The sequence below is a fragment of the Nitratireductor sp. genome, assembly GCF_017794765.1.
Lineage (GTDB): Bacteria > Pseudomonadota > Alphaproteobacteria > Rhizobiales > Rhizobiaceae > Nitratireductor.
The window spans coordinates 1,835,136-1,849,523 of sequence record NZ_CP051236.1 but is presented as its reverse complement, the minus strand read 5'-3'; the positions used below and the strand labels follow the sequence as shown (position 1 = coordinate 1,849,523).

Annotated in this window: 13 protein-coding genes; 8 read left to right on the top strand and 5 right to left on the bottom strand. The window is 60.1% G+C overall.

What is annotated here, in order from left to right; all coding sequences use genetic code 11:
• Window positions 1-138: 138 nt before the first annotated feature.
• Window positions 139-738, bottom strand: a complete 600-nt coding sequence (locus HF949_RS08700) for a superoxide dismutase (protein ID WP_292899941.1) — start codon at window positions 736-738, stop codon at window positions 139-141.
• A 102-nt stretch (window positions 739-840) separates the two neighbouring features.
• A complete protein-coding gene (locus HF949_RS08695; RefSeq protein WP_292899939.1) occupies window positions 841-1,719 on the bottom strand; it encodes a branched-chain amino acid aminotransferase in 879 nt (292 codons plus the stop codon).
• Between the two features lie 195 nt (window positions 1,720-1,914).
• Here HF949_RS08695 and HF949_RS08690 point away from each other — a divergent pair, with 195 nt between their 5' ends.
• Window positions 1,915-2,571 carry a haloacid dehalogenase type II gene (locus HF949_RS08690; RefSeq protein WP_292899937.1) on the top strand — a complete coding sequence of 219 codons (657 nt, stop codon included), beginning with the start codon at window positions 1,915-1,917 and terminating at the stop codon, window positions 2,569-2,571.
• Between the two features lie 242 nt (window positions 2,572-2,813).
• Window positions 2,814-3,560 carry a L,D-transpeptidase gene (locus tag HF949_RS08685; RefSeq protein ID WP_292899935.1) on the top strand — a complete coding sequence of 249 codons (747 nt, stop codon included), beginning with the start codon at window positions 2,814-2,816 and terminating at the stop codon, window positions 3,558-3,560.
• Window positions 3,561-3,601: 41 nt separating this feature from the next.
• Here the strand turns inward: HF949_RS08685 and HF949_RS08680 are convergent, their stop codons facing one another.
• Entirely contained in the window at window positions 3,602-5,161 is a 1,560-nt protein-coding gene (locus HF949_RS08680) for a helicase HerA-like C-terminal domain-containing protein (RefSeq protein ID WP_292899933.1), read from the bottom strand.
• 257 nt (window positions 5,162-5,418) lie between these two features.
• On the opposite strand from HF949_RS08680, the gene HF949_RS08675 reads away from it, so the two are divergent.
• The 5 genes from HF949_RS08675 (at window position 5,419) to HF949_RS08655 (ending at window position 11,082) form a co-directional block, all read left to right on the top strand.
• On the top strand, window positions 5,419-6,864 hold the full coding sequence (locus tag HF949_RS08675) for a methylmalonyl-CoA mutase family protein (RefSeq protein WP_292900087.1): 1,446 nt from the start codon (window positions 5,419-5,421) through the stop codon (window positions 6,862-6,864).
• Window positions 6,861-8,987 (top strand): methylmalonyl-CoA mutase, encoded by a 2,127-nt coding sequence (scpA, locus tag HF949_RS08670; RefSeq protein WP_292899931.1) that lies wholly within the window; start codon window positions 6,861-6,863, stop codon window positions 8,985-8,987. Before HF949_RS08675 ends, scpA begins: the two co-directional genes overlap by 4 nt.
• A gap of 65 nt (window positions 8,988-9,052) precedes the next feature.
• Window positions 9,053-9,274 (top strand): AbrB/MazE/SpoVT family DNA-binding domain-containing protein, encoded by a 222-nt coding sequence (locus tag HF949_RS08665; protein ID WP_292899929.1) that lies wholly within the window; start codon window positions 9,053-9,055, stop codon window positions 9,272-9,274.
• Window positions 9,271-9,660, top strand: coding sequence for a type II toxin-antitoxin system death-on-curing family toxin (locus tag HF949_RS08660; protein WP_292899927.1), 390 nt, complete (start codon window positions 9,271-9,273; stop codon window positions 9,658-9,660). Before HF949_RS08665 ends, HF949_RS08660 begins: the two co-directional genes overlap by 4 nt.
• Window positions 9,661-9,714: 54 nt before the next feature.
• Window positions 9,715-11,082: a TIGR03808 family TAT-translocated repetitive protein gene (locus HF949_RS08655; protein WP_292899926.1), complete on the top strand. Its 1,368-nt coding sequence runs from the start codon at window positions 9,715-9,717 to the stop codon at window positions 11,080-11,082.
• Here HF949_RS08655 and HF949_RS08650 read toward each other — a convergent pair.
• Entirely contained in the window at window positions 11,079-12,092 is a 1,014-nt protein-coding gene (locus HF949_RS08650; RefSeq protein ID WP_292900085.1) for an asparaginase, read from the bottom strand. The genes HF949_RS08655 and HF949_RS08650 overlap by 4 nt on opposite strands.
• A 62-nt stretch (window positions 12,093-12,154) precedes the next feature.
• Here HF949_RS08650 and HF949_RS08645 point away from each other — a divergent pair, with 62 nt between their 5' ends.
• On the top strand, window positions 12,155-12,934 hold the full coding sequence (locus tag HF949_RS08645) for a DUF3750 domain-containing protein (protein ID WP_292899924.1): 780 nt from the start codon (window positions 12,155-12,157) through the stop codon (window positions 12,932-12,934).
• Here HF949_RS08645 and HF949_RS08640 read toward each other — a convergent pair.
• On the bottom strand, window positions 12,927-14,093 hold the full coding sequence (locus HF949_RS08640; RefSeq protein WP_292899922.1) for an acetyl-CoA acetyltransferase: 1,167 nt from the start codon (window positions 14,091-14,093) through the stop codon (window positions 12,927-12,929). The genes HF949_RS08645 and HF949_RS08640 overlap by 8 nt on opposite strands.
• Window positions 14,094-14,388: the final 295 nt, after the last annotated feature.

Below are 14,388 nucleotides of genomic sequence, written 5' to 3'. Positions count from 1 at the left end.
ACGCCTGTGACCCGCATTTATTCCGGAACGCGCGCTCACGGTTTCGTGAAGGCCTTTCCGAATCAAAAAAAGGCCCGGCATCGACCGGGCCTTTCGTACAGTCCGAAACTGTATTGATTGTGAAATCGCAAAACGCTGTTACGACGCCTGTTCGTAAAGCTCCAGTACGTAATCCCAGTTGATCAGGCTGTCGACGAACGCCTCGAGATATTTAGGACGGGCATTGCGATAATCGATGTAATAGGAGTGCTCCCACACATCGACACCCAGAATCGGCTTGGCGTCATGAATGAGCGGATTCTCACCATTCGGGGTCTTCATGATCTCAAGCTTGCCGTTCTTGACGGCGAGCCATGCCCAGCCTGAACCGAACTGCGTGGTGCCGGCGTTGATGAAGTCGGCGCGGAACTTGTCATAGCCGCCGAGATCGCTGTCGATCGCTTTGGCAAGGGCACCCGGAAGACTTGTGCCGCCGCCGCCCTTTTTCATCCATTTCCAGAAATGGACATGGTTGTAGTGCTGGGCAGCGTTGTTGAAGAGCCCGGCATTCTTGCCATGGGACTGCTTGACGACCTCTTCGAGGGAAAGGCCGTCCATGCCTGCTTCTGCCGCAAGCTTGTTACCATTGTCGACATAGGCCTTGTGGTGCTTGTCGTGGTGGTATTCCAGCGTCTCCTTCGACATGAAGGGCTGCAGCGCCTCGTAATCATAAGGCAGATCCGGCAGTTCAAAAGCCATGGTGGTAAACTCCCTCGTACAGGTGGTTGAATTCTGCAGGACGCAGATGGGGTTGCGCCTCTGGTGAGACAATACCCATCGCTCCCGATTGTTCCCGGTGTATCAGACGGGCAACCCGGAATGGGCCCACTCCCAATAGAGCTCACGCGCCTTTTTGGCCACAGGTCCAGCCTGATAATTCTGGTCTTCGACCTTGCTGACGGGGACGATCTTTGAATGATTTCCCGAAGAAAATACTTCGTCCGCGTCGAGGAAATCCTTCACCGAAAGTGTCTTCTCGACCACCTCGACGCCCGCGTCCCGCAGAAGCATGATCACGCGGCTACGGGTAATACCTGAAAGGAAAGTACCATTCGGCGCTGGTGTGAAGACCACACCGTCTTTCACCATGAAAATATTGGAGCTGCCAGTTTCGGCCACGTTGCCAAGCATGTCCAGTACCAGTGCGTTGTCATAGCCGCGGCTGCGCGCTTCCATGATTGCCCGACCATTGTTGGGATAAAGGCACCCGGCCTTTGCATTGGTCGGCGCCGTTTCGAAGGTCGGCCGGCGGAACGGGGAGACGGTCACCGAAAATCCCGTCGGTTCCAGCATTGGTGCTTCATAAAGACAAAGGCAGAAGCGGCTTGAATCCGGGTCGGCGGGAACACCCATATAGCCACCATGTTCGCCCCAGTACATGGGCCGGATATAAACGGCCGTTTTGCCGTCGAACTTCTTCAGACCATCCTTGGCCAGTCCGATGATCTCATCGGCCGAAACCTTGGGTGTGAGGCCAAGATTGGCAGCCGACGCGTTGACGCGTTTGGCGTGAAGATCAAGATCGGGGGCGACATTCTCAAACCAGCGGGCGCCATCGAACACGGTCGAGCCCAGCCACATGGCATGACTGCGCGGGCCGATGAGCGGTACGTTTCCCTCATGCCAATCGCCGTCAACATAGGTCCAGGTCGTCGATTGGACTTCGCTCACCACGGTCATGCTGTGTTTCCCTTCCTGTGCTTCTTTGCGTATCCCGGCAGAGATGCAAATTCTTCAGTTCCTTGTGCCATGCATCGAAATGGCTTTATCGGATTTCGTCAATCGTCTCGGCATCGCTATCGATGAGGCCAGAGGGCGTTTCTTGACCGCCGTTTGCAGGTGCGGTCAAGTGGATGACACAAACAGGGAGTTTTCATGCGGCACGCAGCTTTCGTCTTCGATGCATATGGTACGCTGTTCGATGTGCATGCGGCTGTGCGCCGTCACGCCGGCGAGATCGGGCCCGAAGGACAGCGTTTTTCGGAATTATGGCGGGCAAAGCAGCTTGAATATTCCTGGGTATTCACACTCATGGGCCAGTATCAGGATTTCTGGACCATGACAGAGCGGGCGCTCGATTATGCGTTTGCAAAGATTCCCTCGATCGATCGGCGACTGCGGCAGGACCTGCTCGACGCCTACTGGCAACTGGATTGCTACGAGGAAGTGCCGGCGGTGCTTAAGGCGCTCAAGGCAGGTGGGGCACGGCTCGCCATTCTGTCAAACGGGTCCCCTGCCATGCTCGAATCGGCCATCCGTTCGTCAGCCCTCGATTCCGTTCTGGATGAAGTCTTCTCGGTGGAGTCCGTTCGCCGTTTCAAGACCGACCAAAGCGTTTACGAGATGGTGACCAACGCCTGGCGGCTTTACCCGGAAACCGTATCTTTTCAATCCTCCAACCGTTGGGATATCGCCGGAGCGCGGCAATTCGGGTTTCGCACCGTTTGGCTCAACCGAACCGACCAGCCCGACGAATATGAAGACTTCCCGCCCGATCTCATCCTTCCTTCACTGGAGGGGCTTGTTGCTTAGCGAGTGTGCCGCGCCCGAGACCTCTTGATTATGATGCATCTATAACACACTTGCCCGATAACTCGTGTGGGTGCGGCATTTTTCACCTTCAAGTCAAGTTTACTCGGTCTATCAAGCACACTCCGATATGTTTTCGGAACCCAGGGAGGGAAGCTTGGGGTTATCCCCAAAAGGGAGGCGATGCATCCGAAAGGGTTGTCGCACTCACCGGTCCTGACGAAACGCGAGTATACGAAGAAACCATGTCCAATTCCCCCATTGCCGCACGATCTCTCAACCGGCGCCGCTTTTTGTCCATAAGCGCCGCTGGCGCCGCGTCACTTGGCCTTTCCGCATGTGTCAGCACCTCTGGCGATACGCCCAGCGTGGCGCCGCGGCGCGAACCCGAGCCAGGGCCGACGCAGTACAGCTCCATGTATGGAGCGGTTACGGATGCCGGATACGACATTCCCGCAGTTCCGATCGACAAGATCAATCCGCGCTATTATCGCCAGGAAGTCGCTGACCCGACGGGTGAGCGTCCCGGCACCATTGTGGTCGATACGGCCAATCATTTTCTCTATCTCGTTCGCGAGCGTGGTCGTGCCATGCGCTACGGCGTCGGCCTTGGCCGCGCCGGGTTCGAGTGGGCAGGCCGCGCGGAGATCAAGTACAAACAGCAGTGGCCGCGCTGGTTCCCGCCGGCAGAAATGATCGACCGTCGTCCCGAGCTGGAAAAATACCGCGCGGAATATGACAAGGCCAACGATAAATGGGTCGGCGGCATGCAGCCGGGCGTTGCCAATCCGCTCGGAGCCCGCGCGCTTTATATCTTTGAGAACGGCAAGGATACGCTCTACCGCGTTCACGGTTCTCCGGAATGGTGGACCATCGGCAAATCGGTCTCCTCAGGTTGCGTGCGAATGATCAACCAGGATGTGATTGATCTCTACAACCGCGTCCCGGACGGTTCGCCGATCCTCGTCACCTCCGGCCTTCGCAGCGTCTAGACCTGCGTTTCTGTCAGGATCAGAAATTCAAAGGGGCGCCATCAGCGCCCCTTTTTCAAACTCCCCAGAATGCCGCGCACCAATGCCCGGCCGAGCGACGTCCCCACCGAACGCACCACGGATTTGAGCGCAGCCTCACTGACCGACTGACGGTTGGATGTGCGCCGCCTTGTGGTGGTCTTGCGTTTTGTGGTGGTTGTGGTGCCACTGCCGCCGAAATCGGGAAGCGACCAGCGAGAGCGCTCTTCCGCCGCGCCTGCCTCTTCTGCCTTTTGCGCCTCGGCTTCGGCCTTGGCCTTGTCCTCCGCCTTCTTCTGCAGAATCTCGAATGCTGATTCGCGGTCGATGCTCTCGTCATACTGACCGAACACTGGACTTGCCTTCAGCAGCCTGTCGCGTTCCACGTCTGTGATTGGTCCCAGTCTGGACGCCGGTGGGCGAATGAGCGTCCGCTGCACCATCGCCGGAACGCCTTTTGCTTCCAGCGTGGACACCAGCGCCTCACCTACCCCGAGCTTGGTAATTGCTTCAAAGCAGTCGAATTCGGGATTGGGCCTGAACGTGTCAGCGGCTGTCTTCACCGCCTTCTGCTCGCGCGGCGTATAGGCGCGCAGCGCGTGCTGGATACGATTGCCGAGCTGGCTCAACACGGTTTCAGGCACATCCAGAGGGTTCTGCGTGACGAAGTACACGCCGACACCCTTTGATCGAATGAGCCGCACCACCTGCTCCACGCGGTCGACCAGGATTTTCGGCGCTTCGTCGAAAAGCAGATGCGCCTCATCGAAGAAGAACACGAGCCGTGGGCGGTCCGGATCGCCCACTTCCGGCAATTCTTCAAAAAGCTCTGACAGCAGCCACAGCAGGAAGGTGGCATAAAGGCGCGGGTTCATCATCAGCTTGTCGGCAGCCAGCACATTGATGGCACCGCGACCATCCGGCGTGGTGCGCATGATGTCACTGATCTTCAAGGCCGGCTCGCCGAAGAAGAAATTTGCGCCCTGCTGTTCCAGCACCAACAATGTCCGCTGGATTGCCCCCACCGACTGTTTTGACACATTGCCGTAACGCGCGCCGATCTCGTCGGCGCGGTCGGCGACATGAACGAGAAGCGCCTGCAGATCCTTCATGTCCAGAAGCAGAAGACCTTCCTCGTCTGCAATCCGGAAAGCGATGTTCAAGACGCCTTCCTGCGCATCGGTCAAATTCATCAACCGTGACAGAAGCAGAGGCCCCATCTCCGAAATCGTTGTGCGGATCGGGTGTCCCTTTTCCCCGAAAAGGTCCCAGAAGATGACCGGGAACTCCTGAAATTCATAGGGATCGAGCTTGATCGTATCGGCGCGCTTGGTGAGGAAATCCTTTTCCTCACCCATCATCGCAATGCCGGAGAGATCGCCCTTCACATCCGCGCAGAATACCGGAACGCCCGCATTGGAGAAGCCTTCCGTTAAAATCTGGAGGGTGACCGTCTTGCCGGTGCCGGTCGCGCCGGTGACGAGGCCATGCCGGTTGGCATATCTGAGCAGTAGGCGTTCGGCCTGCTGGTAGCTGTCGTCGGGATGCCGGCTGGCCCCCAGAAAGATGCTGTCTTCCGCCATTTGCACTCCGCCTCGCTTGCCGGTCCCGCTGAATTCTGTGGTTCCCCGGTATAGTCAGCCTCGCGGAAAGTCTCAATGTCGTTGTGCGTGAAGTAAAGCGCGGCTTTCCTGCAACGCTAGCCGGCTATTCGGCCTATTGTGCATTGCGGCGTCTCCTATGGCGTCCTAAACTTGCCTTGCAATGACAGGTTGGTTGCCCTTGAGGTCTGATGCCCATCGGGCGGGCAGAGTTCCGGGCCAACGGCGAATCGGGAGGCATGATGGATCGCGCGATCCTGAAAAAAGTGAAATTTCCTCAGATCGACCAGGAGCGCTGGCGCGATCTCGTGATCGAATCCCTGGAAGGCGAAGCCGGTCCCGAGGCACTTTCGTGGCAAACGGATGACAATATTTCCATGCGCGCGCTCTATGAGCGCATGCAGGACGCGAAGCCGCTCGCCCGTGGACGCGACAAGTCCGGCTGGGCAGCGGTCCAGCGCATGGACGACCCCGATCCGGTTCGCGCGAACCGCCAGGCAAAGGAAGACATCGCCCAGGGCGCGACGGGCCTCGCCCTCGTCTTTGAAGGCGCGCCCAACGCATTCGGCTACGGGCTTCCAGCCACGCCCGAAGCGGTTGCCAAAGCGCTCGAAGGCATAGACCTTCAGGGGCTCTACCTGCGCATGGACGCCAATCCCAGCAGCCGCGCCATCGTCGACTGGCTGACCCAGATCTTCACCGAGCGCCGCATCAACCCGGCCGCCATGACGCTTTCCTTCGGCATTTCACCTGCGGCCACCTTTGCCGGTACCGGCAAACTGCGCATGTCGATCGAGGCGCTGGAAGCATCCATGCCGCAGTCCTTTGCGGGCTTCTTCGCCATGGACCTGCCCGGCATCCTGCTTGAGGGCGATGGCCGCGTGTTCCACAATGCGGGCGCCTCCGAGGCTCAGGAGCTCGGCATCATGCTGGCCTCCGCCGTCTCGCATCTGCGCATGTTCGAGCAGGCGCGCCAGCCGCTCGTCTATGCCGCACCGCATATCGGGTTTTCTCTCTGTGTAGATCAGGATCAGTTCCTGTCGATCGCCAAGATAAGGGCGCTGCGCCGCCTTTGGGCGCGGGTCCAGGAGACCTGCTCCATCGAACCCTCGCTCGCCACGATCCACGCCGAAACCTCCTACCGGATGATGACGGCGAAGGATCCGGAAACCAACACGCTGCGCACCACCATCGCTGCGTTTGCGGCGGCTGTCGGCGGTGCCGATTCGCTGTCGGTCCTGCCGCACACCATCGTTCACGGTCTGCCGGACGAAGATGCAAGGCGGCTTGCCCGCAACACGCAGCTCATTCTGTCCGGCGAAAGCCATCTCGACCTCATAATCGATCCGGCCGCCGGTGCCGGCGGCATGGAAACGCTCACTGCCGCCCTGTGCGAAAAGGCGTGGGACGAATTCCGCCGTATCGAGAGTGAAGGCGGCGTGCTGCGCAGCCTGATGAATGGCCATATTCAGGAACGTGTTCTGGAAATGCGTGAGCGCCGTGAGCAACGCATCAACGACGGCAAGAAACCCATTGTCGGCACCACGATCTACCCGGCAGCCGAAGAGCGCCCGGTGAAGACGCTGAAGGCTCAGTCGCCCGACTTCTCGGGAGAAACAGCTGCGGTGCGTTGTCAGCCGCTTCTCGCCCAGCGTCTCGATGAGACCGGAGGAGGCATCGCATGATCCCGGATTTCGCCAGCATCGACTGGTCGGATCCGGAAACCTCGCCTCTTCCCTCTGAGGCACCGCCCGCGGCAACGCCCGAGGGCATCGAGATCAAGTCCTTCTATTCTGAAGATGATGTGAGGGGACTGCGCTTTCTGGATACCTATCCGGGCGCCGCACCCTTCATTCGCGGCCCCTACCCCACCATGTATGCGCGCCGGCCCTGGACGATCCGCCAATATGCAGGTTTTTCCACGGCGGAAGAATCCAACGCCTTCTACCGGCGCAACCTTGCCGCCGGGCAAAAAGGCCTTTCCGTCGCCTTCGACCTCGCCACCCATCGCGGCTATGACAGCGACCACCCGCGGGTTGCCGGCGATGTGGGCATGGCAGGCGTCGCCATCGATTCCATTCTCGACATGCGCCAGCTTTTCGACGGCATCCCGCTCGATAAAATGAGCGTATCGATGACCATGAATGGCGCGGTCCTGCCCATCATGGCGCTTTATATCGTCGCGGCAGAAGAACAGGGTGTAGCGCAGAAAAATCTCTCGGGCACCATTCAGAACGACATTCTGAAGGAGTTCATGGTCCGCAACACCTATATCTACCCGCCCAAACCATCGATGCGGATCATTTCGGACATTTTCTCCTATACGGCGGAGAAAATGCCCAAGTTCAACTCGATCTCGATTTCCGGCTACCACATGCAGGAAGCCGGCGCGACGGCGGATCTGGAGCTTGCCTACACGATCGCCGACGGCATCGAATATGCGCGTGCCGGCATCGCCGCCGGCCTCGACATCGACCGTTTCGCGCCGCGCCTCTCCTTCTTCTGGGCCATCGGCATGAATTTCTTTATGGAAGTGGCCAAGATGCGCGCCGCACGACTTTTGTGGGCGACGCTTCTCCAGAAGAACTTTGCGCCGAAGAACGAGCGTTCACTCTCCCTGCGCACCCATTGCCAGACCTCCGGCTGGTCACTGACGGCGCAGGATCCCTATAACAACATCGTGCGCACCATGGTCGAGGCCATGGCCGCCACCCAGGGTCACACCCAGTCGCTGCACACCAATGCCTTCGATGAGGCCCTGGCGCTTCCGACCGACCATTCCGCGCGCATTGCCCGCAACACACAGCTTGTCCTGCAGCTTGAATCCGGCACGACGCGCATGATCGATCCATGGGGCGGCTCCCATTTTGTCGAGCGCCTTACCCACGACCTCGCCTATCGTGCGCTCAAACACATCGAAGAGGTGGAAAGCCTCGGCGGCATGGCTGCGGCCATCGAAAAGGGTGTTCCGAAAATGCGTATCGAGGAAGCTGCAGCCCGCACCCAGGCGCGCATCGATTCCGGCGAGCAGACAGTGGTCGGCGTCAACCGCTTCCAGCCTGAGCGCGACACCAAGGTGGACGTGCTCAAGGTGGACAACGCCGAAGTGCGTGCCCGCCAGCTCGCCAAGCTGCAGCAGCTCAAGGGCACACGCGATGTGGCTGAAACCGAAAGCGCGCTGGAAGCTCTGACCAATGCGGCCGCCGGGAACGGAAACCTTCTCGAATTCGCCGTGCGCGCCGCCCGCGCCAACGCGACGGTGGGTGAAATCTCCTCCGCCCTCGAAAAGGCCTTTGGCCGTCATGTCGCGGAGATCCGCACCATTTCCGGCGTCTACCGCAAGGAAGTGGGCGACCTCACCGCTTTTGAACAGGCGCAGCAGAAGGTGGAAAAATTCCGCAAGAAGACCGGATCCGCCCCGCGCATCCTGATTGCCAAGATCGGTCAGGACGGACATGATCGCGGCCAGAAGGTCATTGCCACCGCCTTTGGCGATCTCGGGTTCGACGTCACGGTCGGCGCGATGTTCCAGACACCTGAGGAAGTGGCCGAGCTTGCCATCGCCAACGACGTCCAGATCGTCGGTGCCTCCTCGCTTGCCGCCGGTCACCTGACCCTCATTCCCGAGCTGAGGCAGGCGCTTGAAAAGCGCGGCCATGGCGACATTCTTCTCGTCGCCGGCGGCGTCATTCCACCCGACGATTTCGAAGCGGTGCGCGAGGCGGGTGCGGCCGAAATCTTCCCGCCCGGAACGGTCATTCCCGAAGCCGCCGAAAAACTGCTCGACCGACTGCTGAAATCAGGCTGACGCCCTGATCTTGAAATGGCCGGCGCCATGTTATACCTTAAGTTATAACACACGGAGCCAAAGCCATGAACGTAACCATTCGCAAGATCGGCAATTCGGAAGGTGTCATCCTGCCGAAGGAGGTGCTTGAGCGGAAAGGCTTGAAATCGGGAGACCAACTGGTGCTCACGGAGACCGACAATGGCGTGTCTCTCGCCGCAGCCGACGATCAGTTCGAACGTCAGATGGAAGCGGCGCGGCAGTTCATGGATCGATACAAGGTCGCGTTGCAAAAGCTAGCCGAATGAGTTGGACATTCCTCTCCCGGCTTGCCGTGGAAGCGATGCATGAAGAGCAATTGCGCAGGCACGGCGGCGCGCGCGGCGTCCGCGATGATAACGCCCTTGAATCCGCTCTCGCAAGAGCAGAGAACAAGGCCCTGTATGAAACGCCGGACGTCCACGCGCTCGCCGCCGCCTACGCATTCGATCTTGCACGAAACCACGCCTTTGTGGATGGCAACAAGCGCACGGCAATCGTTGCAGCGGGTACGTTTCTCCTGCTTCACGGCTACCGCATGACTGCCAATGACGGATTGCTATACACTTTCGTGATGGACCTCGCCGCCGGCGAGATCGACGAAGAAGGCGCCGCCCGTTTTTTCCGCGACCATACCGTCCCGCTAGACACCTGACGCTGCGGCACGAAACCTGCATTTAACAGCGGGCAAAGTCGGAGTTGTACCAATATGAACCGCCGCCGCCTGTTGAAAGCCACTGCAGGATTTGCCGTTCTCGGTCTTGCGATGCCGCGCACAGCCTTTGCTGACGCCGCACTGCGACGCGCTGCAACGGGTGCCGCAAACGCAGCCGAATTCGGCCTCACACCCAACGCAGCCCAGAACCAGACTGCAGCCCTCCAGGACCTGCTTGAACGGGCAAGCGCGGACTCCATTCCCATATTCCTGCCACCGGGCCGCTACCGTCTCTCCGACCTCGCGCTTCCCCGGCAAACCCGTCTTTTCGGCGTTCCGGGAGCCACGCATCTGGAGCAGGATAACCTTGGATCGATGTTCACTGCGCGAGACAGTCACCATCTCGCGCTTTCCGGTCTCGCATTCGATGGCAGGCTCATGCCGCCTTCCGGTTCAGGCGGCGGCCTGCTCGACATTGAAGATACCCGCCACATTGCCATCGAGGACTGTGTCTTCGCCAACAGCGGCGGCAATGGCCTCTCGCTCCGCCGCACACAGGGCAGCGTCCGCGATTGCGCCATCACCGGCGTAACCGACTACGCGCTCTACGCACTGGATTCGGGTGGCCTTGATGTCATTGAAAACACCGTCACCGAATGCGGCAATGGCGGCATTCTGATCCACCGCAGCGCTCCAGGCGCGGACGGCAGCCGTGTTTCTGGAAACCGCATCAGCCGCATCCGCGCCGACAGGGGCGGCACCGGCCAGTACGGCAATGGCATAAATGCATATCGCGCCGACAATGTCCGTGTGTCGGACAATGAAATTGCGGACTGCGCCTTCTCAGCCATACGCGGCAACAGCGCCGGCAATCTCCAGATATACGGCAACACCTGCCTGCGCTCGGGCGAAACCGCACTTTACGCGGAATTCGCCTTTCAGGGTGCCGTTCTCAGCGGCAATCTGGTGGATGGGGCTGCCCACGGCATCTCCATGGCCAATTTCGACAAGGGTGGACGGCTCTGCGCCTGCACCGGCAACATCATCCGCAACTTGTCAGAAAATGGCCCCTATCCCTCACCCATGGCCGGTTTCGGCATCGGCATCAATGTCGAGGCCGACAGCACGGTCACCGGCAACATCATCGAAAACGCACCGCTTGCCGGCATCCGCATGGGCTGGGGCCCCTTCCTGCGCAACGTCACGGCTTCGGGCAATGTCATCCGCAAGGCGAAAACCGGCATCATCATTTCCGTGGTCGAAGGTTCAGGCGCAGCCGTCATTTCCGGCAATGTCTTCGAGGAAACACCCAATGGCGCAGTGGTCGGCCATCGCTGGGCAGAGCCCGCCACCGGCGATCTGCTGAAGTCCGGCAGCGAGACCATTTCGCATCTGACGCTTGCGGGCAACCGCTCAAGTTAATCCGCGCGCACGACCAGCGCTTCCGAGGGCCGCAGAGACCCCACCTCGAACCCGCGCCGATTGGTGAGAACTGGTCGGGCCATCTCACGCAGCGTCTCGGCCAATGCATCACCATCCAGAAGCTGAGCCAACACTTCGGCGACCATCACTTCTGCGGCCCGTGTCGTGCCGTCATCGCATTTGAGCGCGATGCCGAGCCCCTTCTCGGGAACAGCTGCGCAAAACACGCCTTCGGCCCCCGTCTTGGTGAAGATGCGTCCCTTGCCTGCTTCCATCATGCGCGTATCGGCCCGCCCGCTGCCTGCCACATAAAATGGCTCCGCCATACAGGCTGCGAAAATGCGCTTTGCGGCTTTCGCCCGGTCCGGCGCGAACCCGGTCCCCGTCGCCATCCGCGCAAACCCCTGTGCAAGCGCCTTCAACGGCACCGCATAAGTGGGTATGGAACAGCCATCCGTGCCGCACTGATCGCTCTCATGCGCCGCGCCCGTCACCTCCTCCATGGCCGCCTTCACGGCTTCCTGTGCCGGGTGCCCAAACGCCACGTAACCACGCGGGTCATGGCCGAGATGCGCACAGGTACACAGAAAACCCGCGTGTTTTCCCGAACAATTGTTATGCGCCGCCGTCGGCTCCGAGAGATCGCGCGCCTGCTCGATCAGCACATTTTGCTCTGATGACCAATGTGCCCCGCATTCGAAGGCATCGCTTCCAAGCCCTGCTCGCTCAAGCATGGCAACCGCCAGCGCCGCGTGTTCGGGCTCGCCCGAATGCGACGAACAGGCAAGCGCGATCTCTCGATTGCCGAAGCCGAACGCATCCGCCGCCCCACTTTCCACAAATGGCAGCGCCTGAATGGCTTTCACGGCAGAACGTGGAAACACGGGCCGATCAGTGTCGCCAAGGCTCATCACCTTTCCGCCATCCGCATCGAAAACGGCGATCGCGCCACGATGTCTGCTCTCGACAACGTTACCGCGCAGCACTTCCACCAGAACCGGATTGCCCATGTTTTCACCGTATTTTGCGGGATTCACTTTCAAATCAAGCCAACCGCAATAGACTGGCCCTCATGCGTTTTTTCAAGCGGACTTTGCTGTTTATCACCCTTGTCTTCATTCTGCCGGCCTTCGCCTCGCTGGCATGGTGGGCCATGCAAGACAGGCCGGGCTCGTGGCGCAGCGCCGACTGGTCGGCAAGCGGCGTTCTTCCGCAAGCGACCGACGATCCACAGGCTGCAATCTATGTCATGGCCGCCCGCACCGGCGGCATGAAGGGCGCTCTTTCGGTCCATAGCTGGCTCGTGCTCAAATACGCAGATGCATCAAGCTATGATCGCTATGACAAGGTCGGCTGGGGCAGCCCCGTGCGCCGCAACGCCTACCTGGCAGACGGGCGCTGGTATTCCAACACACCTTATGTCGTGGCTGCCATCAAGGGAGAAGAAGCCGAGCGGCTCATGCCGCAGGTGGAAGCAGCCATCGCCAGCTATCCCTTCTCGCAGCGCGGTGACTACGGGATCTGGCCCGGACCGAATTCAAATTCCTTCACCGCGCATGTGTTGCGCAACGTGCCTGATCTCGACATCGCCCTGCCACCAACCGCTGTCGGGCGCGATTATCGTCCGGGCCTGCTGGCGTTCGATCACACGCCCGACTGGAGCGACATCCATGTTTCGCTCGGCGGGCTTGCCGGCCTTGCCGCCGGCCTGCGCTCCGGTGTCGAGCTGCATTTTCTCGGGCTGGTCGCAGGCCTCGATCTGCGCCGCCCGGCGCTAAAGGTGCCGGGTTTTGGCCGCGTCGATCTATGGCCGTCCGCAACGGCGAGCGAAAAGCCTTCGCCCGCTACTTGATCCGTTCAAGGATCGACACGTAGTTGGCGACCGCGGCGCCTCCCATGTTGAAGATGCCGCCCAGCTTCGCGTCGGGGATCTGGATACCGCCAGCCTCCCCGGTCAGCTGCATCGCCGTCAGCGCATGCATGGAAACGCCGGTCGCACCGATCGGGTGCCCCTTGGCCTTTAGCCCGCCTGAGGGGTTCACCGGCAGCCGCCCGTTCTTCTCGGTCTGGCCTTCGAGCGCAATCTTTCCGCCCTCGCCCGGCTTTGCCAGCCCCATCGCCTCATATTCGATCAGTTCGGCAATGGTGAAACAGTCATGGGTCTCCACGAAAGAGAGATCGTCCAGCGTCACGCCCGCGCTTTTCAACGCGCGCTTCCAGGCTTCCTCACACCCCTCGAATTTGAGGATGTCGCGCTTGGACATGGGCAGAAAGTCCTGCACATGTTCGTTTGCCCTGAGCGCAACCGCGCGGCGCATCGAAAGTGCCGTCTGCGTGTCTGCCAGCACGATCGCAGCCGCACCATCCGAAACGAGCGAACAGTCGGTGCGTTTCAGCGGACCGGCCACATAGGGATTGCGCTCGCTCTCCTGCCGGCAGAAGTCGAAACCCAGATCCTTGCGCATCTGCGCAAACGGGTTCTCGACACCGTTTTTGTGGTTCTTGGCCGCAAGCGTCGCCAGCGCGTCCGACTGGTCGCCATATTTCTGGAAATAGGCATCGGCGATTTTTCCGAACACGCCTGCGAAACCGCCCGGAATCTCGCCATCTTCCGGTAAATAGGACGCTTTCAGCAGGTTTTCTGCAATTTGCGGACCGGGTGTTTTTGTCATCTGCTCCGCGCCCACCACGAGCACGATGCGGGCGTCGCGCGCAGCGATGGAGCGAGCGCCCTGCCGCACAGCGGCAGAGCCGGTCGCGCAGGCGTTTTCCACCCGCGTGGCCGGTTTGAAACGCAGCCGGTCATCGGCCTGCAGCACGAGGCTGGCGGTAAAATCCTGCGGTGAGAAACCGGCGTTGAAGTGGCCGAGCACGATCTCGTCCACATCCTCGGGCCCAATGCCGGCATGGTCCAGCGCCTCGCGCGCCACCTGAACGATCAGCCCTTCAAGCGTGTCATCCGTCAGCTTGCCGAACTTTGAATGGGCCCAGCCCACAATGCATGCGGTCATCGCGTCTCTCCCGGAGGGCGGCATTTTATGCCGCAGATTAGAGCAAACATGTGAGCGGCACCATAAATCCGCCGACGACTTTGTTCAAGCATGAACTATTTTCCGCAAAGCCCCTGTTCGCTGACTGATGTTCCTTACTCGAGCGATTGCGGGATCGTCTCCCAGTCTGAAATCTGGGTTGTGACGTTAACCATGCTCAGTTGGCGAAGCTCTACGGCAATGCACCAGCGCCAAGAAACCGCGCATACAAGGCAGACCCTGCATTTGCCGGGGCATCTGAGTTCTATTTCAGAGT

Excerpts from the sequence above, each read along its gene's own strand:
- HF949_RS08640 (WP_292899922.1), bottom strand. The coding sequence starts at position 14,093 with ATGACCGCATGCATTGTGGGCTGGGCCCATTCAAAGTTCGGCAAGCTG.
- HF949_RS08695 (WP_292899939.1), bottom strand. The coding sequence starts at position 1,719 with ATGACCGTGGTGAGCGAAGTCCAATCGACGACCTGGACCTATGTTGAC.
- HF949_RS08655 (WP_292899926.1), top strand. The coding sequence starts at position 9,715 with ATGAACCGCCGCCGCCTGTTGAAAGCCACTGCAGGATTTGCCGTTCTC.
- HF949_RS08680 (WP_292899933.1), bottom strand. The coding sequence starts at position 5,161 with ATGGCGGAAGACAGCATCTTTCTGGGGGCCAGCCGGCATCCCGACGAC.
- HF949_RS08690 (WP_292899937.1), top strand. The coding sequence starts at position 1,915 with ATGCGGCACGCAGCTTTCGTCTTCGATGCATATGGTACGCTGTTCGAT.
- scpA (WP_292899931.1), top strand. The coding sequence starts at position 6,861 with ATGATCCCGGATTTCGCCAGCATCGACTGGTCGGATCCGGAAACCTCG.
- HF949_RS08650 (WP_292900085.1), bottom strand. The coding sequence starts at position 12,092 with ATGGGCAATCCGGTTCTGGTGGAAGTGCTGCGCGGTAACGTTGTCGAG.
- HF949_RS08645 (WP_292899924.1), top strand. The coding sequence starts at position 12,155 with ATGCGTTTTTTCAAGCGGACTTTGCTGTTTATCACCCTTGTCTTCATT.
- HF949_RS08660 (WP_292899927.1), top strand. The coding sequence starts at position 9,271 with ATGAGTTGGACATTCCTCTCCCGGCTTGCCGTGGAAGCGATGCATGAA.
- HF949_RS08700 (WP_292899941.1), bottom strand. The coding sequence starts at position 738 with ATGGCTTTTGAACTGCCGGATCTGCCTTATGATTACGAGGCGCTGCAG.
- HF949_RS08675 (WP_292900087.1), top strand. The coding sequence starts at position 5,419 with ATGATGGATCGCGCGATCCTGAAAAAAGTGAAATTTCCTCAGATCGAC.
- HF949_RS08665 (WP_292899929.1), top strand. The coding sequence starts at position 9,053 with ATGAACGTAACCATTCGCAAGATCGGCAATTCGGAAGGTGTCATCCTG.
- HF949_RS08685 (WP_292899935.1), top strand. The coding sequence starts at position 2,814 with ATGTCCAATTCCCCCATTGCCGCACGATCTCTCAACCGGCGCCGCTTT.